General features: G+C 46.0%; 20 protein-coding genes. 14 read left to right on the top strand and 6 right to left on the bottom strand.

Features of this window, described 5'->3' with window-relative positions; all coding sequences use genetic code 11:
- Positions 1-152: 152 nt before the first annotated feature.
- Positions 153-1,844: a tetratricopeptide repeat protein gene (locus E1919_RS05665; RefSeq protein WP_162052387.1), complete on the top strand. Its 1,692-nt coding sequence runs from the start codon at positions 153-155 to the stop codon at positions 1,842-1,844.
- An 87-nt stretch (positions 1,845-1,931) separates the two neighbouring features.
- On the top strand, positions 1,932-2,915 hold the full coding sequence (locus tag E1919_RS05660; protein WP_162052386.1) for a pyruvate dehydrogenase complex E1 component subunit beta: 984 nt from the start codon (positions 1,932-1,934) through the stop codon (positions 2,913-2,915).
- Positions 2,916-3,108: 193 nt separating this feature from the next.
- Here the strand turns inward: E1919_RS05660 and E1919_RS05655 are convergent, their stop codons facing one another.
- From E1919_RS05655 to E1919_RS05645, 3 genes are all read right to left on the bottom strand, one after another.
- Complete coding sequence (locus tag E1919_RS05655; protein ID WP_162052385.1) at positions 3,109-4,017, bottom strand: YihY/virulence factor BrkB family protein; 909 nt, start codon at positions 4,015-4,017, stop codon at positions 3,109-3,111.
- A 111-nt stretch (positions 4,018-4,128) separates the two neighbouring features.
- On the bottom strand, positions 4,129-4,836 hold the full coding sequence (locus tag E1919_RS05650) for a nitroreductase family protein (protein ID WP_162052384.1): 708 nt from the start codon (positions 4,834-4,836) through the stop codon (positions 4,129-4,131).
- Between the two features lie 43 nt (positions 4,837-4,879).
- Complete coding sequence (locus tag E1919_RS05645) at positions 4,880-5,593, bottom strand: class I SAM-dependent methyltransferase (RefSeq protein ID WP_162052383.1); 714 nt, start codon at positions 5,591-5,593, stop codon at positions 4,880-4,882.
- A 234-nt stretch (positions 5,594-5,827) separates the two neighbouring features.
- Between E1919_RS05645 and E1919_RS05640 the strand changes: the two genes are divergently transcribed.
- From E1919_RS05640 to E1919_RS05630, 3 genes are all read left to right on the top strand, one after another.
- The gene (locus E1919_RS05640) at positions 5,828-6,361 is read left to right on the top strand and encodes a DinB family protein (protein ID WP_162052502.1); all 534 of its coding nucleotides are present in this window, start codon (positions 5,828-5,830) and stop codon (positions 6,359-6,361) included.
- Positions 6,362-6,649: 288 nt separating this feature from the next.
- Positions 6,650-7,603, top strand: coding sequence for a polysaccharide deacetylase family protein (locus E1919_RS05635; protein WP_162052382.1), 954 nt, complete (start codon positions 6,650-6,652; stop codon positions 7,601-7,603).
- Between the two features lie 80 nt (positions 7,604-7,683).
- Positions 7,684-8,286: a DUF429 domain-containing protein gene (locus E1919_RS05630; RefSeq protein ID WP_162052381.1), complete on the top strand. Its 603-nt coding sequence runs from the start codon at positions 7,684-7,686 to the stop codon at positions 8,284-8,286.
- Here the strand turns inward: E1919_RS05630 and E1919_RS05625 are convergent.
- Positions 8,283-8,891, bottom strand: coding sequence for a hypothetical protein (locus E1919_RS05625; RefSeq protein WP_162052380.1), 609 nt, complete (start codon positions 8,889-8,891; stop codon positions 8,283-8,285). The genes E1919_RS05630 and E1919_RS05625 overlap by 4 nt on opposite strands.
- A 295-nt stretch (positions 8,892-9,186) precedes the next feature.
- Positions 9,187-9,660, bottom strand: a complete 474-nt coding sequence (locus E1919_RS05620) for a hypothetical protein (protein ID WP_162052379.1) — start codon at positions 9,658-9,660, stop codon at positions 9,187-9,189.
- 129 nt (positions 9,661-9,789) lie between these two features.
- Between E1919_RS05620 and E1919_RS05615 the strand changes: the two genes are divergently transcribed.
- Positions 9,790-10,263, top strand: coding sequence for a nucleoside deaminase (locus tag E1919_RS05615; RefSeq protein WP_162052378.1), 474 nt, complete (start codon positions 9,790-9,792; stop codon positions 10,261-10,263).
- Positions 10,264-10,425: 162 nt separating this feature from the next.
- On the opposite strand, the gene ffh is transcribed toward E1919_RS05615, so the two are convergent.
- Positions 10,426-11,760 carry a signal recognition particle protein gene (gene ffh / locus E1919_RS05610; RefSeq protein WP_162052377.1) on the bottom strand — a complete coding sequence of 445 codons (1,335 nt, stop codon included), beginning with the start codon at positions 11,758-11,760 and terminating at the stop codon, positions 10,426-10,428.
- 305 nt (positions 11,761-12,065) lie between these two features.
- Between ffh and E1919_RS05605 the strand changes: the two genes are divergently transcribed.
- The 8 genes from E1919_RS05605 to E1919_RS05570 all read left to right on the top strand — a co-directional run bounded on the left by E1919_RS05605 (position 12,066) and on the right by E1919_RS05570 (position 22,368).
- Entirely contained in the window at positions 12,066-13,394 is a 1,329-nt protein-coding gene (locus E1919_RS05605) for a glycosyltransferase family 4 protein (protein WP_162052376.1), read from the top strand.
- 107 nt (positions 13,395-13,501) lie between these two features.
- Positions 13,502-14,521, top strand: coding sequence for a UDP-N-acetylglucosamine 4,6-dehydratase (inverting) (pseB, locus tag E1919_RS05600; protein WP_162052375.1), 1,020 nt, complete (start codon positions 13,502-13,504; stop codon positions 14,519-14,521).
- A gap of 42 nt (positions 14,522-14,563) precedes the next feature.
- Entirely contained in the window at positions 14,564-15,769 is a 1,206-nt protein-coding gene (gene pseC / locus E1919_RS05595; RefSeq protein WP_162052374.1) for a UDP-4-amino-4,6-dideoxy-N-acetyl-beta-L-altrosamine transaminase, read from the top strand.
- Positions 15,766-16,470, top strand: a complete 705-nt coding sequence (gene pseF / locus E1919_RS05590; RefSeq protein WP_162052373.1) for a pseudaminic acid cytidylyltransferase — start codon at positions 15,766-15,768, stop codon at positions 16,468-16,470. The genes pseC and pseF overlap by 4 nt, the downstream gene beginning before the upstream one ends.
- Positions 16,463-17,938, top strand: a complete 1,476-nt coding sequence (gene pseG / locus E1919_RS05585; protein ID WP_162052372.1) for a UDP-2,4-diacetamido-2,4,6-trideoxy-beta-L-altropyranose hydrolase — start codon at positions 16,463-16,465, stop codon at positions 17,936-17,938. Before pseF ends, pseG begins: the two co-directional genes overlap by 8 nt.
- 26 nt (positions 17,939-17,964) lie before the next feature.
- Complete coding sequence (gene pseI, locus E1919_RS05580; protein ID WP_162052371.1) at positions 17,965-19,008, top strand: pseudaminic acid synthase; 1,044 nt, start codon at positions 17,965-17,967, stop codon at positions 19,006-19,008.
- 3 nt (positions 19,009-19,011) lie between these two features.
- On the top strand, positions 19,012-20,289 hold the full coding sequence (locus E1919_RS05575; RefSeq protein WP_162052370.1) for a glycosyltransferase family protein: 1,278 nt from the start codon (positions 19,012-19,014) through the stop codon (positions 20,287-20,289).
- A 129-nt stretch (positions 20,290-20,418) separates the two neighbouring features.
- A complete protein-coding gene (locus E1919_RS05570) occupies positions 20,419-22,368 on the top strand; it encodes a LamG-like jellyroll fold domain-containing protein (RefSeq protein ID WP_162052369.1) in 1,950 nt (649 codons plus the stop codon).
- Positions 22,369-22,459 lie beyond the last annotated feature (91 nt).

Genomic DNA, 22,459 nt, shown 5'->3' with positions numbered 1-22,459 from the left:
TAACATCTAAAACAGAGAAATTGTTTAAGGCTACATTATTTTACGAATTAAGCTTCTTACAGGATATGCAACAGCACAATAAAAATAAAAGTTTAATTCTGCTCCTTTCTCTCTCGCTTAGCATTGGCGGTTCTGGTTGCACCTTACAGCGCATGGTAAGAACAGCCGAGAAAAAACAGGAGGTAACAGTGCAGCCTAATCCCCTGTCTGCCAATGGCCAGCATGTAAACTTCGAGCTTAAAGCGCAGGTGCCGGAAAAGCTCGTAAAAGACAAGCAGACCTATAAGCTTGATATCTACTACGAGTATGGACTGGAGCGCGAAAACATCGCCACCTACAATTTTCAGTTCGGCGAGTTCATCTATGAAGGTGGAGAACCAACAATCACCAAACAGCTTTCTTTCCCTTACGCACCTGAGAAAAACAAAGGACGCCTGATGGTACAGGGACGTGCTATAGACAACGAGGATGGTGATGTGCGCTATACTGTTCCGGAGCAAGTAGCAACAGGTTTGGTAACGACCCCACTCCTGCTGGTTCGTAACAATGACTTTAACTTTATACCAGACACTTATAAAGCGAAAGCCGACCAGCCTGCCAGGTTTGACTTCTTTTTTGAGGAGAATCAGGCAAAACTCCGCAGTAACCTCGGGGCAAGGTTGCAGGTGCTGGACCAGTATGTGCTGGATAACGTTGACGCACAAAAAATCACCATCACGGCGAGCCAGTCGCCGGACGAGTCAGGAAACGGCCTGGCTGAAAAGCGGGCACAGACCCTGGAAGACTACTACCGCAAAAAGCTGAAAACGCTTGACTACAGCGGGAAAAAAGTTGATATCCAGACAAGCGTGCAAAAAGCGGACTTAGAAGCGCTGGTGCAGAAACTGCAGGCATCTGCGCTGCCAATTGAGGAAAAAAACGAAGCGCTTGCCATTCTCAACAGCGACCAAAGCCAGCAAGCTAAACTGAATGCGCTGAAGCAGGCCCAGGCATTCGATTACATTGAACGCTATATCTTCCCGGGGCTCCGCACTGCCCGCGTGGAAATGAACTATAACCGCACCCGCAAATCAGATTATCAGTTGTACATACTCGCTAAGAAGATTGCAGAGGAAAAAGCAGATGCAGATGAACTGACGGAAGAAGAACTGCAATATGCTGCCACTCTTACGCCCCTGTTGGCGGAAAAACGCAGACTCTATGAAGCAGCCGTTAAATCCACTGACAAATGGCCAGCCTATTATAATCTGGGCGTGGTATACAATGAAATGGCCCGCAAAGACTACCGACCTGAGGCAAAAAAGGCGCTGCTGGATAAAGCCATCCACAACCTCTCCTTTGCCGGTTTCCGGAACCCTACTCCACAGGTATATTACAGCCTGGCCAGTGCCTACCACCAACGCGGTGATATGCTGGAGGCGCTGCAGTACTATGATTATGCTATAAAATTAGGAGCCGAAGAAACCGTTTTACAGCGGATATTTGCCGATAAGGCGGCGCTGGAGATTGAAATCGGGCAGTATGACGATGCCATCGCCAGTCTACGTTACGCTGGAGACAGCTACCAGACCAACATGAACCTTGGCCTCAGCTATATGCTGAAAGAGAACTACGAGGGAGCTGAACGTTTCTACACCCGTGCCATCGAATTAAAGCCCGACGATGCCCTGGCCTATTACAGCATGGCCCTGCTTGGCGCCCGCTCGCAAAACGAACCGCTGCTGAAGCATGGCCTGCTCAGAGCCATACAGGCAGACCGCACCTATATGGAACGGGCCATCAACGATCCCGAATTTGAAGCCTACCGTAACAAAGAGGCCTACAAAGACGCGTTTAAACGTTAAAGCAAGGGCAGAAAAGAAATAAGTACATTGGAAATTGACTTACTTCTTTTAATTTTACCTTCTGACAAAAGATATAAAACATCATATATGCGAAGTATACAATTTAGAGAGGCTCTCCGCGAAGCCATGCAAGAGGAAATGCGCCGCGATGAGCGCGTATTTCTGATGGGTGAAGAAGTAGCTGATTATAATGGGGCTTACAAAGTGAGCCAGGGCATGCTGGATGAGTTTGGTCCGGAGCGTGTAATAGACACTCCCATTGCGGAACTTGGCTTTGCCGGTATTGGTGTGGGTGCTGCTATAAACGGCCTGCGTCCTATCATTGAGTTTATGACCTTCAACTTCTCTTTGGTGGCAATAGACCAGGTAATAAATTCTGCCGCAAAAATAATGTCCATGTCTGGTGGGCAGTACAGTGCTCCTATGGTTTTCCGTGGCCCGACTGGTAGCGCCGGTATGCTGTCTTCGCAGCACTCCCAGAACTTTGAGAATTGGTTTGCCAACACAGCAGGCCTGAAAGTGGTGGTGCCTTCTAACCCTTACGATGCCAAAGGACTTCTGAAAACCTGTATAAGGGATAATGACCCTGTAATTTTTATGGAGTCGGAGCAGATGTACGGAGACAAAGGGGAAGTGCCTGAAGAAGAGTACCTGATTCCAATCGGAGTGGCTGACATCAAGCGCGAAGGAACTGATGTTACGATCGTTTCTTTTGGCAAGATGATGAAAGTAGCACTTGCTGCTGCCGACGAATTGGCTAAAGACGGTGTAAATGCGGAGGTCATTGACCTGCGCACAGTTCGCCCGATAGATTATAAAACGCTGGTTGCGTCTGTTAAAAAGACAAATCGCATGGTAGTGGTAGAAGAAGCATGGCCTTTGGCTTCCATCTCTGCTGAACTGGCCTACCACATCCAAAGCAACGCTTTTGATTATATGGATGCCCCGGTGAAGCGCGTAACCTGCCGCGATGTGCCGCTTCCTTATGCTCCTACCTTGATCGAAGCATCGCTTCCGAACATTGAGCGTACCATTGAGGCCGTTAAGCAAGTTATGTATCAGAAAGCTTAAAAAAGCTGGATTTATGTAAAGCAAAAGCGAAGCCCTTCACAGGTGCTTCGCTTTTTTTCTTTTAGTGTATATCTTTATTCCCTAGCGCAAGCGTTGACTATAACTATGGATATTGCTAAGCCAGCTTAGCCTTACCACCACTTTAAAACCCTTTCGCTCGTCGTGCTACGAGCTACATGCATCGTATTACCGATTATTGTTCTGTTTCTATTTCCGTGGTTTCCACTTTCACGGCGTGTTCCTGAGGTTTGATACCTTTGTCATGCACACGGGAGTACACCTGCGTAAACTCTGCCCCCAGCAGGAAAATGATTGAAGCATAATAAACCCACACAAGAATCAGCACCAAAGAACCCGCAGCACCATATGTGTCAGAAAGCGGATCATGCTGGAAATATATATTAAGAACATACTTTCCTAACACAAATAACACAGCCGTTACGGAAGCCCCAACCCAAACATTACGCCACCTGATTTCTGCATCGGGAAGTACTTTGAAGATGGCCGCAAAAATAAGTATACTGATAGAGATGGAAACGATAATGTTGGCAGTTGTCATAAAATAAACGGCCACGCCAGTCATTTCCTGTCGCAGGTAATCATCTATCACACCTAAAACAATATCTACAGCAAGTGTCACCAGCAGCAAAAAGCCAAAACTGACGACCAGGGCCAGTGAAAGCAAACGGTCTATCACAAGCTTCCACCATCCTCTTTCAGGTTTGGCTCTCACCTCCCACATTGCGTTGATAGAATCCTGCAAGGCAACAAAAACGGTAGTGGCTGTAAATATCATGGTGGCAATCCCAATAAAAGTCCCAATAGCGCTTGATTCAGACTGGCTGGCATTTTCTATGATACTTTGTATCTGCTCAGCGCTACTTCGACCAATGATACCTCCGATCTGCTGCACCAGTTCTCCTCTAACTGCTTCCTCCCCGAAAGCTGCACCTGCAATCCTGATGGTGATAATAAGTACTGCCGGCATAGAAAAGATGGTATAAAAGCCTATGATGGCGGCATAATCCAGCGGTCTGTCATCGGCAAACTCTTTAAAAGTTCTTTTTGTGATGTCCCATCCTGTTTTGAATCCTTCTTTCATGTGCTTAAATAAAATTTTATAATGAAGCCTGTGCAGCTGTTTTTGCATGTATGCAACAGACACTATTGCTTTCTATTACGGTACACCAGCCATCACGATGCATGTAAATTGTTATAAAGGTTTAGCAGCATTATTTTCTGATTTTGGGCCATACCAACTCGTCACCTCTTCCAAAATCTTACGCTTCAGGTTGGGAACCTTCACCTCAGCGGCCGGATAGCCTACGGGTAACAGCAAAAAGGGGCGCTCGTTTTCCGGGCGCTTTAGCAGCTTTGTCAGGAAGTTCATAGGACTTGGTGTATGCGTAAGCGTCACCAGACCTGCCTGGTGTATGGCGGCAATCAGAAACCCACAAGCAATACCAACTGACTCAGAAACGTAGTAGTTATTGCGCTTTGATCCGTCATCCTTTAAATCATATGCTTTTTTAAAAACCACTATCAGGTAAGGCGCTGTCTCTAAAAACGGCTTTTGCCAGTCTGTACCCAGAGGAGCTAAATCCTCCAGCCACTCTTGTGTCATGCGGCCATTGTAAGAATCAAACTCCTCTTTTTCAGCCGCTGCTCTTACTTGTTTCTTCAAAACAGGGTCAGAAATGACACAGAAAGTCCATGGCTGCTTGTGCGCACCTGACGGCGCTGTGGAGGCAGTCAAGAGGAGTTGTTCCACTACCTCTTTTGCAACAGGCATGTCTGAAAAATCGCGCACGGTGCGGCGTTTGTCCATAAATTGGTAAAACTCCTGCGCGCGCTGCAGTGTTTCTTCCGTAGACAAGTGCTCTGGATGATAAGTTACAAAAGAGTTAGGTGTAACTGACATAGTGAATGTATACTAAGAATATATCAAAAGACTTCTAATTCAGTTATGCTTCGGCTAGTACAAGCCTTGCCAGGTATTCACCGTATCCCCCTTCATATAAGACCTCGAATGCAAAACCGTGTTGGATGGCATAATCTTCCAGAATAGCTGGATCTATAAAGAGCCAATCAAACCAACCTGTTTCCACTGTTTTATAATGCATATTATACTTCACTTCTCCGTAATAACCTGCGTTCAGGTCAAGCAGTACTCCCCCATCCTCATCTTCATACATATACAGGATATCAGAAGACTCTAGCAGAATCTGACCTCTTGGGTTCAGAATGGTTTTAGCATGCTCCAGAAAGCGCTCCAGCCCCACTAGGTTCCCTGCTATTCCAATGCCGTTCATCAGCATCAGGAGCGTATCATACTGCTGTTCTTTCAGCGCAAGCACATCCTGGTGCAGCACCTGCTTCACGCCCCGTTGCTGCATTGCGGCTACTGCCCCTGCCGATATATCCAGCGCAGTTACCTCCTGCCCCCGCTCCTGCAGGGCAAGGCTATGGCTGCCTGCGCCCGCTCCAATGTCTAGTACAGAACCCTTGCAAGCTTCCAAAGCTAAAAGCTCCAGTTCCGGCATCTCCTTTACACTTCGGAAAAGATAATGCACCGGTATCACATCATTCTCTGCCAGGTTACTGGCTACCACTACCTCAGCGTCTTTGGCACCTTGCATGTAATCTGCCAAGGCTGTTCCTATAGGGTCATTCTTCATCTTATAAATTTGATTTGATGCAATTTCGACACAATATCTTAAAGTAAAAAAAGCATATGATCTGTGTAGTTATAATGCGGGTACTGGAATGAGTGCATATCTTTTAAATCCAATTTAAGAAACATTATATTTTACTATATATTACATTGCTTTTATTGAAAATAGCTGTAGCTTTAAAATATGTTTTCTTACCCCGAGACTATGAGTACAGAAATTTATAGCCATATTGAGCTCATGAATTTAAAACTGGAACCGAAATACCTTCGGTTGGAGAATTCCCGCAACCGCCTTCTCGATGAACTGGAAGGCCTAGATGAAGTCTTGCTGAACACACCCGCCCCGGGGGGGAAATGGTCGCTTAACCAGCACGTAGCACACCTGATACTTGTAGACAAGGTGACGATGGGTTATGTGCAACATAAGCTGAAGAAAAAGGAGGAGTTACCCACTACTTCTTTTTCTAACTCAGTGAAGTCATTTTTACTAAAGCTGGCACTTCAGTCAGGAAGAAAGTTTAAAGCGCCGGCCCCTGTTGCCACAGTTCCTGATACTGCTATATTATCTGATTTACGCAAAGAGTGGGATGATGTGCGGTTTACCTTAGAAGATGTACTTACGGACACACCGGAAGAGTTGCTTGATAAGTGCCTTTTCAAGCACCCTTTTGCCGGTCCTCTCACCCTCTCCCAAACCCTCACATTTCTGCAGGACCATTTTGACCACCACCTCCGCATCATTCAGCAGTTAAAGAAGCAGTTGACTTCTTAAGCTTGATTATATGCGAAATATAATCAAGCTATGCACTTTTGTTTGATGCCATAACAGTTGAGACTCCTATTATCACACAAAGCGATAGCTGAAGACTGTCTTCCCTTGATACCGAGTCCCAAGGCAGGCGGAATCGTGAAGTATTTCAAATAAAGTTTCTATTTCAAAGTCCTTCAAGCAGTTAGTTTCAGGAGGACCCGAAGGAACTATAAATTAAAATAAAAATACGCCAATTATCTTGAGCAGATGCACAAAAACTAATATTTTGCATCATAATCTCATACCCTTATGAATACCCGTATTACCCGCTTTTTATGCACTTCTTTTGCCTCCGTCACTTTGTTTCTTGCTGCATGTGATGAGGCTAATACACCTGCTACTGCCGTTCCCCCACCTGACTCACAAACTACATCCTTACCCGGCACAGTTTCGTCTGTTGAGATAAAAACTGATGAACCGTTGCCGACTATAGATTTAATGGCTGATGCTAAAACAGTGCTGGCACGTCCGCAGGTACCTATTCTGTGCTACCACCAGATCCGTGACTGGAGACCTACTGATTCGAAACAGGCGAAAGATTATATTGTGCCCGTTGCTCGATTTGAAGAGCATATTAAAATGCTTGCCGACAGCGGTTATCATACTATTCTGCCTGATCAGCTGATCGCTTACCTCACCACCGGGGCTCCATTGCCGGAAAAGCCTATCATGCTTACCTTCGACGACACTAACCTGGACCAGTACACTGTTGCCGCTCCGGAATTGGAAAAATACGGGTTCAAGGGCGTCTTTTTTGTTATGACCGTATCCTTAGGTCGTCTCCGCTACATGAGCAGAGCAGAGGTAAAGGACCTGTCAGACAGAGGCCACAGCATCGGCAGCCATACCTGGGATCATCAGAATGTGAAAAAGCTGAAGAACGAGGAATGGATAACGCAGGTAGAGAAGCCTTCAAAAGTGCTGGAGGAGATAACCGGGAAGCCTGTGACCTATTTTGCTTACCCCTTTGGCCTTTGGAATAAAGAAGCTATTGCTGAATTACAAAACAGGGGTATCACAGCTGCCTTCCAGCTGGCCAACAGCCTGGATGAAGAAAAACCGCTTTATACCATACGCCGCAATATTGCCAGTGGCTACTGGGGAGCGGAGACACTGCATAAAAAAATGATAGAGAGCTACGACCTCAAGGAAGTTCCAACAGTTTCACCAACAAAGCTGGCCCTCCTGTCTTCAGCGCAATAATTGTTTTTCCGTATTACTAACCTGATGATGCTGAAAAGATGTCAGGGTACTGAGAGCGTTACTCAAATTTAAACTAGCTGATGAACGAAGATAGGCTGCAGCATATGGGCGTAGACTATGGGGCAAAACAGTCTGGCACCACGGCTGCAGCCATGCTGGTACAAGGGCACCTGCAGGTGTGGCAAAGCGCAAAGGGGCAGGATGCTGACAGATGGTTGCTTGAACTGGTACAGGAGCTACAGCCTAACGTCATTTACCTGGATGCCCCGCTCACGCTGCCAAAGGTTTACACCCAAAGCACTCACTCTCCCACCTCAGACTATTTCTACCGCCAGGCTGACAGGGAATTACAGGCAATGTCTCCAATGTTTATTGGTGGCTTAACGGCACGTGCCATCAAATTACGGTTTCAGTTAGCAGAAAAGGGCATAGCCGTTTTAGAGACTTATCCTTCAGCTCTGATAAGGCAGTTGCTACCACAGCTTCCCGGATATAAAAAAAGCCTTGCAGCTCTCCCCCATTTCTCAGAGGCACTACAAGGCCTGTTACAGTATAATTCAATCAAAACTCCTCAAAACTGGCATCAACTGGATGCACTGCTCGCCTGGTTCAGCGGTTATCGTCATCAGTTGGGGCAATCGCTGCTGTATGGGGATGCGCGTGAGGGTCGGGTTATTGTTTAATCACCAGTTACGTCTGCAGCAGTTTCAAGAGTACGAAACTCCATCTGCAAGGCTTTTATTTTCACCTCTGTCTCAGTATCTATATTGGTTTCAATCTCACTCTTGCGCTCGTTCAGTTCTTCAAGTACCATTTTGGCCATTTCCCAGTCTGCATCTGTCCAGTTTTCTCTTTGCTCCCGAACATTCTCCATGAACGTGATATAAGCTTCCCGCACATTTGTCGCGTTTATAGTGGACATATCGGCCCAGTTGCCGAGAAGATTTTGCTCCCACTCCGTCTTAACGGCTTCACTCCTAACACCCTCGTAAGCCTCATTCGCTTCGCTGAACTCCTGCTTCAGTTGCTGATATTCCGCCCTCAGCTCTTCGGAAAATTCTTCTTCTTTCTGGTCAAGTTCCTGCGTACGCATCTGAAAATCCTGCTTGGTACGTTCCCAGTCTGTCTTGGTTCTGTTAGCCAGTTGAGAAGTTTCTTGGCTTACCCAAGTTCTGAACTCGCCTAACTCATCTTCAATTTCCTGCTCCCTTGTAGTGGTACAACTGCTTATGCCTGATATGCCTATAAACAGCATCAGAATAAAATATATTTTGAATTCTCTTTTCATGATTTAAATGGTTGAAAAAACATAATAAACACTGCCATAGATACGAAAGAGCTACCTGAAAGATATTTGAGGATAGCCCAAGTCCGCAAGGGCCTGTAAAAGAGAGGTTAAAGCAATAAGCCTATGAAAGAAGCAGATTCATAAACCATTGATAACATGACACGTAACTATACTATGAGTGAACAAAAGAGTTCATCATCCTCTTATTTTAAGAGAGCAAGAGCGTGATAGCTTACAAGGCGAGTATGCGATAAAAAGCACAAGTGTCGGGTAAGCTATTTTTGCGAGAAATAAATCATTTAGCCCGCTCAAAAACCAGGAGCTGTTCTCCAGGTCCAATTTGGTTGAGAATTAACTGCTGAGGTGTCAGTTTCTCAATTTGCCAGCGGTAGAGCATGGCGCTCAATATAGAACGGCCATCTACATTGGTTACCTGTACACTAATATAGCCTCTGCCCATATTTATCTCCCAGTTACCCCATTCCACCGTTTCTATACTATTTAAGAAGTTAACTGTATTATGTTGCCGGATAAGCTTGTAAGTCGAATCTAGATAAAACTCCAGACGGATAGGTTCAAACGGTTTTATTGGCTGAAACTCACCCTCCTCTTTATGAAGGCGCTCACGTAATCCCCACACATTAGTAAGTAAAGACATGGAATCCTGCGCCACTGTTTCTGGCAACGGTAACATGGCAGGTGTCTCCCCCGGGGCAGGCGCTGCGTATAGGAGGCATACAAAATGTAAGAAAATTGTTATATTGACCATGGCATCTTACTGATACTCATATATACGGATACAGAAGGTTAGAGTAAATGAAATATACTCTGGAACTGATATTTCTCACCGTTTACCATACCTGATCACACCTGTTAAAATCTACAGCCCCGAAAGCACATGAATGAAAAGCAAAAGTTTATGAAAGAAGCCATACGCCTCTCTGTAGAGAAAATGGAACAAGGCTATGGCGGACCATTCGGAGCCGTGGTGGTTCGAAATGGAGAAATTATTTCCCGTGGCTTTAACAACGTGCTTTCCTCTAATGACCCTACTGCACATGCAGAGGTAGACGCTATCCGTAAGGCATCTCAGGCACTTGGCTGCTTCGACCTTTCTGATTGCGACCTGTACACCAGCTGCGAGCCATGTCCTATGTGCCTTGGGGCTATCTACTGGGCCCGTTTCAGAAATGTTTACTATGGCAACACCCGAGAGGATGCAGCCAGCATTGGTTTCGATGATGCCCTGATTTATGAGGAAATAGAAAAGCCACTTGAACAACGGAAAATTCCGATGCAGCAACTATTGCCGGAAGAGGCCCTGAAAGGATTTGAAGCTTGGGAGCAAAAGGAGAACAAGAAAGGATACTGAACAAGGTAGTCCGACGATAGTGTCAGGCTTATATAATGCTGGTTAAGCAACCGATAAAAAAAGGGAAATAAAGCAGCTTCAGAATATGAGTTAAAACAAAAGGGGCTGCATTTAAATAAAATACAGCCCCTATGCTAAGATACTACTTCTCCTGAATAGGAATTACTTTTTAATCATGTTGGCTAAATTGCCTAAACCACCGCGTTTCCCGGCCATTTTGTTCATCGAACGCATCATCTTGCGCATGTCATTGAACTGCTTCATCAGGTTGTTCACCTGCTGCACATCGGTACCACTCCCCTTCGCTATACGCTGACGGCGGCTACCGCTAATCATGTCCGGGTTCTCACGCTCGGCAGGTGTCATGGATTTAATGATGGCCTCGATAGGTTTGAAAGCACCTTCATCAATCTCCACATCCTTCAAGGCTTTGCCCACACCCGGAATCATCCCTACCAAGTCTTTGATATCGCCCATCTTCTTGATCTGCTCCAGCTGTGTCAGGAAGTCGTCGAAGTTGAACTGGTTTTTGCGGATTTTCTTGTTGATGCGCTTCGCTTCATCCTCATCGAAGGCCTGCTGTGCACGCTCCACCAGGGAAATCACGTCACCCATACCTAAGATACGCTGCGCCATACGATCCGGGTAGAACAGGTCCAGCGCTTCCATTTTCTCACCGGTAGAGATAAACTTTATCGGCTTCTCCACTACGGCACGGATAGAAAGGGCAGCACCACCACGAGAGTCACCATCCAGCTTAGTCAGCACCACACCATCGAAGTTAATGCGCTCGTTGAACGTTTTGGCTGTATTCACTGCATCCTGCCCTGTCATGGAGTCTACAACGAACAGCGTCTCCGTTGGCTTCACAGCGTTCTTTATCTCCGCTATCTCTTTCATCATTGCCTCATCCACAGCCAAACGACCGGCGGTATCAATGATGACTACTTTCTTGTTAGTCTTTTTAGCATGCTCTATGGCGTTGAGGGCAATCTGAACCGGGTTCTTGTTTTCCAGCTCTGTGTAAGCCTCTACACCTACCTGACCTGCCAGCACCTGCAGCTGGTTGATCGCAGCCGGACGATACACGTCGCAGGCGGCCACCAACACACTGCGACCTTGCTTTTTAATGTAGCTGGCCAGCTTTCCAGTAAATGTAGTTTTACCGGAACCCTGCAAACCTGCAATCAGGATAATGGCCGGATCGCCCTTCAGGTTGATGTCCTGTTTTTCACCGCCCATCAACGCTGTCAGCTCTTCGTGCACAATTTTCACCATCAGCTGCCCCGGCGACACAGCGATCAGTACATCGCGACCCATCGCCTCATCCTTGATCTTATCGGTTACAGTTTTGGCTACTTTATAGTTAACGTCAGCATCCACTAGTGCACGGCGCACCTCTTTAATGGTTTGCGCCACGTTGATTTCTGTAATGCTTCCCTGGCCTTTTAGCGTTTTGAAAGCCTGGTCTAATTTGTTACTTAAATTATCAAACATCTCTATTTCTGGGTTTACTTACAAAAATAAGCAATATCTCTTTTAATTACGAATTACAAGTTACGAATAACAAAGCCATCCTAAAGAATTCTGACATTAGATTAGTTATTCAAAGAATATCTTTCGGATGATTGAATCAAATTTTAAAAGTAACAGTCATTTATTCCTATTAATTTATATTTGCATGATACCGTTCCCCTTCCACTCATAAAGCTGCAGCTAAAAGCATATATAGAAACAGCAAATTCGCAGGTCCGTAATATTATTTTTATATTTGAGACGACAGCAAAGCAGAGGAAAGTACTTTGGAAAACACCGATATTACTGACATTTTATATATTTCTTATTACTGGCCCCCCTCTGGTGGACCCGGCGTACAACGTGGTTTAAAGTTCTGCAAATATTTTCCGCAGTTCAGTGTGCAGCCAACAGTGCTGACAGTAGACGAAAAGCAGGCCTCTTATCCGCTTCTTGATTTAACTTTCGAGAAAGAGGTGCCGCAGGGGCTGGAGGTGCATCGCACAGCCACCACAGAGCCTTTTGAATACTATAAAAGAATATCAGGCAAAAAAGAAATACCGTTCAGCGGTTTTGCCAACCAAAAGGGTAAAGACACACTGGTAGATAAGGTATTCAAATTCGTACGCGGCAATCTGTTTATACCGGATGCACGCGTTGGCTGGAACAAACATGCGCTAAAAAAGGCGGATGAACTACTGCAGGACGTTAAGTATAAAGCGATATTAACCACTAGTCCCCCACACTCTACCCAGCTTATCGGCCTGAAACTAAAGAAGAAGCACAACCTCCCCTGGATAGCTGACCTGCGCGACCCCTGGACCAATATACACTACTACGACCAGTTGCATCATACAGCAATTGCCAAGCGCTTAGACGAAAAGTATGAACAGCAGGTGCTGGAGGAGGCCGATGCTATTATCGTAACAAGTGAGGACACAAAACGTCTTTTCCTGAACAAGCCAGTCTCCATAGATGCAGATAAAATCCATGTTATTCCGAATGGATATGACCAGGAAGACTTCAAGTTTCCGTCCAACCCGCCCAAAGATGAACTTCTGATAACATACGTCGGCACTATTACAGAAAGCTACAACATTGATGTGTTCCTGAAGGTGCTCGCCCACATGATGTCGGTGCACAGCGAGGTAAACTTTAAACTGCGCTTTGTAGGCCAGGTGTCGGATGGGGTAAAGAAGCGCATCGAAAAGGCAGGTGTATTGGGCATAACAGAATTCATACCGTATGTGCCGCACGAGCAGGCAGTGAAATACATGATGGAGACAACCCTGCTGCTGCTCGCTATTGCCGATGTGGACACGGTTTATTCGAATGTGCCGGGCAAGCTGTTTGAATACCTGGCGGCGAACAAGCCTATTATTTGCCTGGGGCCCGTTCATTCCGATACCGACCGTATCATAGACGAGTGCGGAGCAGGCCGCCTGTTCCATTATACAGCCTACGACCTAATGGTGGACCACATGACACAGGTGAGCAAAGCCTGGAAAGTTAATCCGAATCATGACCTGCCTTCCATTAACCACGCCCGCTACTCTAGAAGGGCCTTAACAGAGGAACTGGCGGAGGTGGTGATGAAGGTGATAAAAGACAGATAAACTGGCAGCCTGAGCAGTAACTGTATTTAAAGATGTACTGAAAAACGAGTATCTTGCACCTGTATAGGTGACAAAAACACGCCTGCCGTATAAAGCAAAAAATCAAGATGGCATTAGACCTCAATAATAAGTCTATATTAATAACAGGTGGCACAGGTTCCTTTGGAAAAAAATTTGTGGAGATGGTTTATGCCCGTTTCCCGAACATCAAGCGCCTTGTCATTTACTCCCGCGATGAATTAAAGCAATTCGAAATGTCGCAGGTTTTCCCGCATAGCAAACACAATTCTATCCGTTATTTTATCGGGGACGTGCGCGACGGGCAGCGCTTTAAGCGAGCATGCGAGGGCGTTGACATTATTGTGCATGCCGCCGCCATGAAACAGGTACCTGCAGCTGAGTACAACCCGATGGAGTGTATCAAAACGAATATCCTGGGCGCAGAAAACATTATTAACGCCGCGCTGGATTGTGGTGTAAAGGATGTGGTAGCACTCTCCACCGATAAAGCTGCCGCCCCGATTAACCTCTATGGCGCAACCAAACTTTGCTCTGATAAACTGTTTGTAGCAGCCAATAACATGAAAGGCAAGCGCGACATTCGCTTTTCTGTTGTACGCTATGGCAACGTGATCGGCTCCCGAGGTTCCGTTGTTCCATTTTTTCTTAAAAGACGGGAAGAGGGCGTGCTGCCTATCACACATCCCGAAATGACACGCTTTAATATTTCACTTGAAGAAGGTGTAGAGCTGGTGTTTCATGCACTGGAGCACCATTGGGGTGGTGAAATATACGTACCAAAAATACCATCTTACGTTATCACGGATATGGCAGAAGCTATTGGTCCTAACTGTAAGCAGGAAATTATAGGAATCCGGCCAGGAGAGAAACTGCATGAGGAGATGATAACCGAAACGGATTCCCTCAGTACCGTAGAATTAGACAAATATTATGTTATACTTCCCTCCACCCCAACCTGGGCACCAGAGGATTTCATGAAGGCGCACAACGGGAAGAAGGTGGAAATGGGTTTTAAGTATAACTCAGGCACCAACGCAGAATGGCTAAGCGTAGAGCAGCTACGCGAGGAAATACGGCAGCACGTAGACCTAAACTTTAGCGTTTAGCCCAAAACAGGATTGTAGCATCAGGATAAAAGACTTTCACTTGTGACTCAAAACTCAGAAGACAAAACTCAGAAGCCTATTCCTTACGGCAGGCAGCATATTACAGCTGCTGATATCGAAGCCGTAGTGGAGACGCTGCAGTCAGATTTTCTGACCCAGGGGCCAAAAGTAGCTGCTTTTGAGCAGGCTTTTGCGGATTATGTTGGTGCTACCTATGCCGTAGCTGTATCGAATGGGACGGCTGCACTGCACCTGTGCGCATTGGCTTTGGGTGTTAACGAAGGGTCACGTGTTATTACCACACCCATTACCTTTGTAGCTTCTGCCAACTGTGTGCGATATTGCGGCGGTACAGTAGATTTCGCTGACATCGATCCTGCCACTGCGCTGCTGGACATAACTAAAGTACGGCAGTTGCTGCAGAGCAAGCCCAAAGGCTATTACAGCGGCATCATTCCGGTAGACTTTGCCGGCAACCCGGTGAATCTGGAGGAGTTGAAGGCCTTGGCTGATGCCCATGGGCTTTGGATAATAGAAGATGCCTGCCACGCCCCCGGCGGTTATTTTTACGACAGCCATGGAAAAAAGCAAACTTGTGGCAATGGGCAGTACGCAGACTTAGCCATTTTCTCTTTCCACCCTGTAAAGCACATCGCCACTGGCGAGGGCGGTATGATTACCACGAACGATGAGCAGCTGTACAAAAAGCTGTTGCAACTCCGCACCCATGGCATCACCCGCGATTCGGACCAGATGGAAGAGAACCACGGTGGCTGGTATATGGAAATGCAGGAATTGGGCTATAATTACCGCATACCAGACATGCTATGCGCACTCGGCATTTCGCAGTTACAATGTGCCGATATAGGCTTGGCTAGAAGAAAGGGCATTGCCAGGATATATGATGCAGCTTTTGAAGAGATAAAAGAAATAGAGGTATTAAAGACCAATACAGCTGCCTTAGGCACTGAAGGCGATACTGGTCATGCGTATCACCTGTACGTGTTTAGGGTACAGGATCGCAAAGGCCTGTACGACTTCCTGCGCCAGCACCAAATTTACACTCAGGTGCACTACATTCCGGTGCACACAATGCCCTACTACCGCATCCTAGGCCACAGCAAAGGAGACTTTCCGGAGGCAGAACAATATTATGCAGAATGCCTCAGCCTGCCAATGTACCCCTCGCTGACCCAGGAGGAACAGGGTTTTGTTATAGACAAGGTGAAGGAGTTTGTAAAAAAGTGAAGAATATTGCCATCATACCTGCCCGAGGCGGCAGCAAGCGTATCCCGCGCAAGAACATTAAAGATTTCTTAGGAAAACCAATTATAGCTTACTCTATTGAGGCAGCGCTACATTCCGGTCTGTTTGAGGAAGTAATGGTTTCTACAGACGATGAGGAAATAGCTGCAGTCGCGAAAAAGTATGGAGCAAATGTACCCTTTTTAAGAAGCAGTGCTACTTCAGATGATTTCGCTACAACCGCTTCCGTTCTGACAGAAGTTCTGCAAGAGTATGCAACTGCAGGAGCAAACTTTGAATATGGCTGCTGCCTGTACCCTACCGCACCGCTGGTAAAGATTACTTCTATTAAAGAGGCATTCGAACTAACTACTTCTCAGCAATATCACACAGTCTTCCCGGTCCTCCGCTACAGCTACCCCATCTGGCGAAGCTTAACGATGGTGGGCGACAAGGCATTGATGAACTGTCCAGAGCATCTGCTTAGTCGCTCACAGGATCTTCCTGCTTCTTTCCACGATGCGGGACAGTTCTACTGGTTCAACGTAAAGGTCTTTATGGAGAAGCAGGAGCTCTTTACAAATAACACAGGCGCCATTGAGCTTAGTGAGTTGGAAGTGCAGGATATTGACAATTTAAGTGATTGGAAGTTAGCTGAGCTGAAATATAGTCTAAGAGCAACAGAAGGTACTAATAATGAATGATAAGCGTCGGATAATATTCAGGGCAGACGGCAATAGTCAAATTGGCTTGGGGCATGTGGTACGGTCTCTTGCGCTGGCTGCCATGCTACGCGAGGAATTTGAGTGTGTGTTTGCCATTCAGGCGCCAAGCCATGAGCTGCAGGAGCAAATCCGTAAAGTATGCCATGGGGTAATCCACCTTCCTCTCTGTTCTCCAGCCGAAGATCGTTTTATACATGAACTTGACGCCTATATTTCTGCCGAGGAAATGGTGGTGCTCGACGGTTATTATTTCGACACAGTATACCAGGAAAGCATTAAAACCAAAGGCTGCCCATTGGTATGCATAGATGATATACAAGCATACCATTTTAAGGCGGATGCCATCATCAGCCCGGCTGGCGGTTTGAAACCTCACCTCTACAGCAGAATTTCTTATACCAAGCTTCTCTTAGGGCCGAAGTATGCGCTGCTTCGCCCACCCTTCTTGAAGGCATCCAAAGCAGAAAGAGTGCTACCGGAGGGCAAACCTGCTTTACTTCTGAATTTAGGCGGCGCCGACCCCGGAAATAAGACCCTGCACCTGGCAAAAGAACTGGTTCAGAGCAAGTACCTTCATAGCATAAATATAGTGGTAGGTGCGGCCTACCGTCATTTAGTGGAGCTTCAATCCTGGTTACAGGATAAGGAGCAAGTTACACTGCACCATAATCTATCAGCTGCAAAGTTGCGTGACCTGATGCAGCAGTGTGCCTTCGCTGTTACCTCTGCAAGTGGCGTAGCCTACGAATATGCCGCAGTAGGAGGAATACTTTATGTGTTACAGACAGCCGATAACCAGGATGCTCTATATCACTTCTTGATCGAAAGCGGTGTTGCTCACGAATATGAGGATTTACCCCAGCTTTTTAGCAATAATTCTCTCAGGAAACTCTTCCAGGAGCAGGTTGCAACCCAGCGGCAGCAATTCGATGGCCATAGCGATGTAAGGCTAAAGCAACTGTTTCGGAAACTCAGCCTTGGGGCAAGCCTTCATCTGAGAGATGCTACAGAGGAAGATATGATGCAACTTTTTAATTGGGCAAGCGATCCGGAAGTACGCAAAAATTCATTTAACCAGAACACCATCACCTTAGAAAATCATACGCGTTGGTTTCAAGCTGTTATGGAGGATGAGCAAACGGTTCTTTATATTGCAGAAGCAAACGGAAAGCCCGTAGCACATATACGCTTTAACATCAGTTCAGAAAAAGCGACAATCAGCTACCTGATAGACGCTGATTTTAGGGGACAGGGACTTGGGCTTCACCTGCTCCAGAAAGGAATGCAGGCACTAATAGCACAACGAACAGATGTAGAGCAGGTAGAAGGCTTGGTGCAACGGGAGAATATTGCCTCTGTACGCTCGTTTGAAAAAGCAGGCTTCAGCTATGGGCAACCAGATAAGCAACACCCTGAAGCACATCGTTTCATTTTGCTATTGAAGTAGCAGGTGGCAAAACATTAACCTTCAAAATGATACAGGAAATATACATAGGCGGACGCAACGTAGGGCCGCGCCACAAGCCATTTATTATAGCGGAGATGTCCGGCAACCACAACCAGTCGCTGGAGCGGGCACTGGCCATAGTAGATGCCGCCGCTTACGCAGGCGCCGATGCCATTAAGCTGCAGACCTACACCGCCGACACCATGACGCTGCCCGGCGCTTTTACCATTGAGGACGAGGCTTCACTCTGGAAAGGCCGGGAGCTATATGACTTATACAAAGAGGCCCATACTCCCTGGAAGTGGCACAAACCTATTTTCGAGCGGGCGAAGGCACTCGGTATGTTGGCCTTTTCCTCTCCTTTCGATGAAACTGCTGTTGATTTTTTAGAAAGCTTAGGTGCACCTGCCTATAAGATTGCCTCATTCGAAAATACAGATCACCCGCTGATACGCAAGGTTGCTGCCACAGGAAAACCGGTGATTATTAGCACCGGGGCTGCAACAGTGTCAGAGTTAGATGAGGCCGTGCGGGTACTCCGTGCAGCAGGTTGCTTGCAGTTTATCCTGCTCAAATGCACCAGCACCTACCCTGCTACGCCAGCTAATACAAACTTAGTTACTATTCCGCACATGCGGGATCTATTTGGCGTGCAGGTGGGTCTTTCTGATCATACCATGGGAATAGGTGTTCCCGTGGCTGCTGTGGCTTTGGGAGCAACAGTCATAGAAAAGCATTTCACCCTCAGCAGGGCTGATGGTGGCGTAGATTCCGCTTTTTCACTGGAACCTGATGAGTTGCGCTCTCTTGTAATAGAAACAGAAAGAGCCTGGGAAGCCCTGGGATATGTGCAGTATGGCGTGCAAAAGGCTGAGGAAAAGAGCCGTTTGTTTAAGCGTTCTGTTTATGTTGCAAAAGATGTGAATGCCGGTGACATGTTTACACGAGAGAACATCCGCATCATTCGTCCCGGACTTGGCCTTGCTCCAAAATTCTTTGAAGACTTATTGGGAAAGCCGGCAAAGCAGGACATTAAAGCTGGAACGCCTTTAAGCTGGGATTTGGTGTAGTACATGAAACGGTGGTACGACCTCTATAGCAATATCTTGTACATGCACTTCTCCGATGGGTTTTACAACCTACCGGAAAGCGCCAAAAACGCTGCTTCCCCACAAAGTACCCTGAAGCGCATGCTACGTATAGCAGGATATACCTTGTTGCGTTTATATGGTAATCTTCTCCAGTCGGTTGAGAGACCTGGGAAACTACAGGGTAAGGTATGGCTTTATGTCGTGAGTCAGAATAATTACGACAGCCTACAGTTTGTGCAGAAGGGAATGCCAGAGGCTGTTTTTGTAGCAGGCCAGAGCAAGGATATTGGCAAGTATAATGCAGCAGTCGAAAGGATTTCGCTGCGACGTAAGCTGCTCTACTACTACAAGTTTCCCATCCTGTTGCAGCAGTTCCTGACACATAAGAAGAAAAACACCCTCCGCTTCTTTGATTTGCTCTACGACGCCATTGGGTTTTATGAAATCTATTACCGGAAGCTACAAAAGTATTCTCCTGCTGCCGTTGTTTTTGCCAACGACCATAATGCCGACGCCCGCGCCATGCTTTTAGCGGCAAAAGCGTTAGACATCAAAACCATTTACATTCAACACTCTAGTGTAAGCCTTATATTTCCGCCCCTAACCTTTGACTTGAATCTTTTGGAGGGGCAGGACTCTCTGGACAAATACAGAAAGTGCGGTACGGTACAGGGGAAAGTAGAGCTGATAGGGATGCCCAAAGCAGATGCTTTTGTGACCAGGCGAAACTTCAGTCGGTGTATAAGCAGAGTTGGGATCGGGTGTAATCTGCTTGATGACCTGAAGGAGGTAGAAAATCTGCTACACAAGCTGACTGTGGCATTCCCAGACATGAAAATCATACTTCGCCCCCACCCCCGCGACACCCGGAATTTAGCCAGTCTGCTCACTATTACAAACAATGTTCTCCTTTCAGACAGCCGAACAGAACCTGTTTTTAACTACTTGCAGCAGTTGGATGTACAAGTAAGCAGCAACTCTGGCATTCACCTGGAAGCAGTACTGCTGAATGTGTGGAGCCTCTTCTATGATTTTAATCCGGAAGAGCAGCTGCATGATTACTACGGTTTTATCAACCATGGCTTGGTGGATGTAATAAAAACACCAGATCATATGATTCAGACCCTTTACTCACATCTAAATAATAAGCCACGGGTTTTTGAAAGAGCACAGTATTATAATGCAACTGTTGCAACAGAGTATGATGGCAAAAGCTCAGAAATTGCATTGCATCTAATCAGAAGTTTTTTAGAGTGTTGAAACCTAAATATCTATATATTTAGGTTTACTTTGTATTTCAGCTTTAGCAGTAAACTCTAACTCTACATGTGCAAACTTTATAAGTCCCTCCATAGCTTTACACTTTCTTTCGTCACTTGTCTAATCCTTATGCCCTCTTTTGTCTCAGCTCAAGGTGCTAAAGGGGCTTTACAGTTGGATGGGATTAATGATTACGCAGAATTCAGCAATGACAACAGAGGTATAACAAATCAGGTCACAGTAGAAGCTTGGATCAAGACCAATTCTATGGGACATCATCATGTTATGAGTAAATATGATCGTGACACAGAAAATGGCTTTCAGTTGCTCATTCAGAATGGCAAAGCCTGTGTGGCAGGCAGAGATGGTTCAGGCAACTATAGGCTTTCAGGATATTCAACCTCCATTGTAGCCGACAATAAGTGGCACCATATAGCGGGAGTAATAAACGATGGAATCTGGAAAATATATGTTGATGGGGTATTACAAAACCAATTCGATACAGGCTATAGAAACACTGTCTTAAATAGTAGAGAAAAACTTTTATTAGGAAACTTTTACTATGTACACCTTGGGAATCACTTTTACGCCGGATCAGTCGATGAAGTAAGACTATGGAAAAGAGCACTTACGGAAGAGGAAATAAGGCGAAATATGTGCAGAACACTTCCTTCTGATTCTCCTGGCTTAGTTGCTTATTTGAAGTTGGATAATATAGCCGGGGGAGTAATTATCGACAGTAGCCCCTTTAGAATGAATGGCATTTTAACAAACACTACTCCAGCAGTTGCTGCCATTACCTCCGGGGCTCCCATTGGGGACAGAAGCGTTTACAGGTATACAAACAGATGGGATTCCTCTCTTGAAATGGTCACTGATATAGCTAATTTCTCAGTAACCAATGTAGATCCGGCCATTCAGGGCTTCCATCTTTATTCTATTCAATTACCGCCTTCTTCTACAAATGGTATAAACTCACCGCAGGAGGTAGAGGAATATTACGGCTTGTTCAAAGTTGGAGACGCCAGCAAAAAATACAAGGTTTATCTCAAACAATACGGGATGAACTGTGGAGGCAATCTATACCGCAGATCCGATAACACAGTAGCAAACTGGAGTCAGGTGGCAGACACAACTGCATCTCCTATCATGTTATATAACTCTTCTGCAAACTATGGCGAATTTGCTGCTACAAGTAAAGCTGCTCCCACAGTTACAATTAGTGGGCCTGCTAGTGTATGTGCAGGCTCTACAGCGACACTTAGTGCGGCGTATGTGGGTGATGGGCAAATTCTTTGGAATACCGGAGAAACGACAAGAGACATACAAATAACACAAGGCGGCAGGTATGAAGTGAGCATAATAGAAGGTAGCTGTGTAGTAACAGGTTTTATAAATGTTACAAACACTTCACCAGTAAGTTTTAGTCTGGGCAATGATATTTCGCTGTGCCCTGGTGAGTCACAGGTACTTTCTGCTCCAGGTGGAATGGGCTCATATACCTGGAATACTGGAGAAACAACTCCAACCATTAATGTAACAACTGAGGGTACATACTGGGTGAAGGTAGTCACACCAACAGGTTGCTTCTCGATAGATGAGGTTGTTGTTTCGATCGCCAAGGAACCTGAATTCGGTTTCCAGACAGAAGTGTTTGCTTGTTACGGTGAATCTGTCACTCTTGATGCCACCACAACAGGAGCCTCTTATCTTTGGAGCAACGGCAGGACAACTCCAAGCATCATTGTAAGCGCTTCGGCTGATAACAGTGTTGTAATAACGGTAGATGGTTGTACTTACTTACATCAGTTTACAATCAAACGTGACGAATGCCCGCTCATTCCAAACGTTTTAACTCCCAATGGCGATGGGAAGAATGATGCCTTTGTGGTGCAGGGAGTAGAAGAAAACTCGCTGGAACTGCAAGTGTTTAACCGCTGGGGTAAACCTGTATACCAAAATAACCGGTACGATAACAGCTGGTCAGCAACAGCTGTGCCAACAGGGATATATTATTATCATCTAACCAGCAGTCGCACGCAAAAAGTATTTAAAGGGTGGGTAGAGGTTATAAGGTAAATTTGGGGCTCACCAACAAAAAGCACAATCCTGTTTCTGTCATTTTTTACTAAACCACAATAACCAGAATCCGCTACCTTTGTAGTTCTGA

Source organism: Pontibacter pamirensis (assembly GCF_010015475.1).
In the GTDB taxonomy this organism is placed as follows: domain Bacteria; phylum Bacteroidota; class Bacteroidia; order Cytophagales; family Hymenobacteraceae; genus Pontibacter; species Pontibacter pamirensis.
This window is presented reverse-complemented; position numbering and strand designations above follow the sequence as displayed.

Coding starts and splice junctions, on each gene's coding strand:
- E1919_RS05665 (WP_162052387.1), top strand. CDS start 153: ATGGTAAGAACAGCCGAGAAAAAACAGGAGGTAACAGTGCAGCCTAAT.
- E1919_RS05660 (WP_162052386.1), top strand. CDS start 1,932: ATGCGAAGTATACAATTTAGAGAGGCTCTCCGCGAAGCCATGCAAGAG.
- E1919_RS05655 (WP_162052385.1), bottom strand. CDS start 4,017: ATGAAAGAAGGATTCAAAACAGGATGGGACATCACAAAAAGAACTTTT.
- E1919_RS05650 (WP_162052384.1), bottom strand. CDS start 4,836: ATGTCAGTTACACCTAACTCTTTTGTAACTTATCATCCAGAGCACTTG.
- E1919_RS05645 (WP_162052383.1), bottom strand. CDS start 5,593: ATGAAGAATGACCCTATAGGAACAGCCTTGGCAGATTACATGCAAGGT.
- E1919_RS05640 (WP_162052502.1), top strand. CDS start 5,828: ATGAATTTAAAACTGGAACCGAAATACCTTCGGTTGGAGAATTCCCGC.
- E1919_RS05635 (WP_162052382.1), top strand. CDS start 6,650: ATGAATACCCGTATTACCCGCTTTTTATGCACTTCTTTTGCCTCCGTC.
- E1919_RS05630 (WP_162052381.1), top strand. CDS start 7,684: ATGAACGAAGATAGGCTGCAGCATATGGGCGTAGACTATGGGGCAAAA.
- E1919_RS05625 (WP_162052380.1), bottom strand. CDS start 8,891: ATGAAAAGAGAATTCAAAATATATTTTATTCTGATGCTGTTTATAGGC.
- E1919_RS05620 (WP_162052379.1), bottom strand. CDS start 9,660: ATGGTCAATATAACAATTTTCTTACATTTTGTATGCCTCCTATACGCA.
- E1919_RS05615 (WP_162052378.1), top strand. CDS start 9,790: ATGAATGAAAAGCAAAAGTTTATGAAAGAAGCCATACGCCTCTCTGTA.
- ffh (WP_162052377.1), bottom strand. CDS start 11,760: ATGTTTGATAATTTAAGTAACAAATTAGACCAGGCTTTCAAAACGCTA.
- pseB (WP_162052375.1), top strand. CDS start 13,502: ATGGCATTAGACCTCAATAATAAGTCTATATTAATAACAGGTGGCACA.
- pseG (WP_162052372.1), top strand. CDS start 16,463: ATGAATGATAAGCGTCGGATAATATTCAGGGCAGACGGCAATAGTCAA.
- pseI (WP_162052371.1), top strand. CDS start 17,965: ATGATACAGGAAATATACATAGGCGGACGCAACGTAGGGCCGCGCCAC.
- E1919_RS05575 (WP_162052370.1), top strand. CDS start 19,012: ATGAAACGGTGGTACGACCTCTATAGCAATATCTTGTACATGCACTTC.
- E1919_RS05570 (WP_162052369.1), top strand. CDS start 20,419: ATGCCCTCTTTTGTCTCAGCTCAAGGTGCTAAAGGGGCTTTACAGTTG.